Source organism: Desulfocastanea catecholica (assembly GCF_054657295.1).
The window spans coordinates 1-1,156 of the sequence record NZ_BAAHYZ010000101.1 but is presented as its reverse complement, the minus strand read 5'-3'; the positions used below and the strand labels follow the sequence as shown (position 1 = coordinate 1,156).

Sequence of the window (1,156 nt, the reverse complement as noted above, 5' to 3'; positions counted from 1 at the left end):
AAATCAATTGCATTGATATAATCCTACAGATATTTTACAAGTAAAGACAACCGACTTAATCAAGATCGTTCACCGTGAAACACAGACACTGCCTGCCGCTTTAAAAAGTACATGGTTGTATAGTTTTCGTGTCTGAACGTTTTGCCTTCTCTCAGGGAGGTTGTGATGTCCGGCAAAGATTTCATGAAGCGGTTTCGTTTTTTTCGCCCCCGCAGCACCGAGGATGGCTGCCGGGAAGAGAAAATTTCTGAAGGTTGGGCGGAAAATCGCTGCGGCCAGCGGGAGTGGGAACATTTTTATCGTGATCGCTGGCAGTATGACAAAAAGGTGAGGTCCACCCACGGCGTCAACTGCACCGGCTCCTGCTCGTGGGATGTTTATGTTAAAAACGGGATCATCGTCTGGGAAACCCAGGCCACCGACTATCCTGCCTGCGGCGAGGGTTTTCCTGACCATGAGCCCAGAGGCTGCCCCCGTGGCTCCACCTTTTCCTGGTACACCTATAGTCCTGTCCGCATCAAATACCCCCTTATCCGCTCGTCGCTGCTGGAACTCTGGCGGGACAGCCTGGCTGCCCATGGCGATCCCGTCAAGGCCTGGCGCGATATCGCAGGCAATCCCGAAAAACGCAGCCGGTACCAGCGCGACCGGGGCAAAGGCGGGTTGGTCCGCCTGTCATGGGAAGAAGCCGCGACGCTCACCGCCGCTTCTCTGGTCCATACCATCCAGCGATACGGTCCTGACCGGATTTTCGGTTTCACCCCCATCCCGGCCATGTCCATGGTTGCCTATGCAGCAGGGACTCGATTTCTCTCCTTGATTGGCGGCTCCGTCATCAGTTTTTATGACTGGTATGCAGACCTCCCTCCAGCCTCGCCACAGATCTGGGGTGAGCAGACAGACGTACCGGAGAGCGCCGACTGGTATGAGTCAACGTATATGATCGTCTGGGGAACCAACCTGCCGATGACCAGAACTCCGGACGCCCATTTCTTCACCGAAGCCAGATACCGCGGGGCGAAAGTGACGGCGGTGGCTCCGGATTATGCTGAATATGTCAAGTTCGCCGACACTTGGCTGCCGGCCCGGGCGGGCAGCGACGCGGCTTTGGCCATGGCCATGACCCATGTAATCGTCAAGGAATTCTATATTGATA

The 1,156-nt window shown here is 55.4% G+C and carries 1 protein-coding gene; it reads left to right on the top strand.

Annotated features, from left to right (window positions below):
- Positions 1-183: 183 nt before the first annotated feature.
- Positions 184-1,156 (top strand): molybdopterin-dependent oxidoreductase (locus ACYQ8U_RS23025; RefSeq protein ID WP_459947898.1); only part of this gene is annotated, 973 nt, incomplete at its 3' end.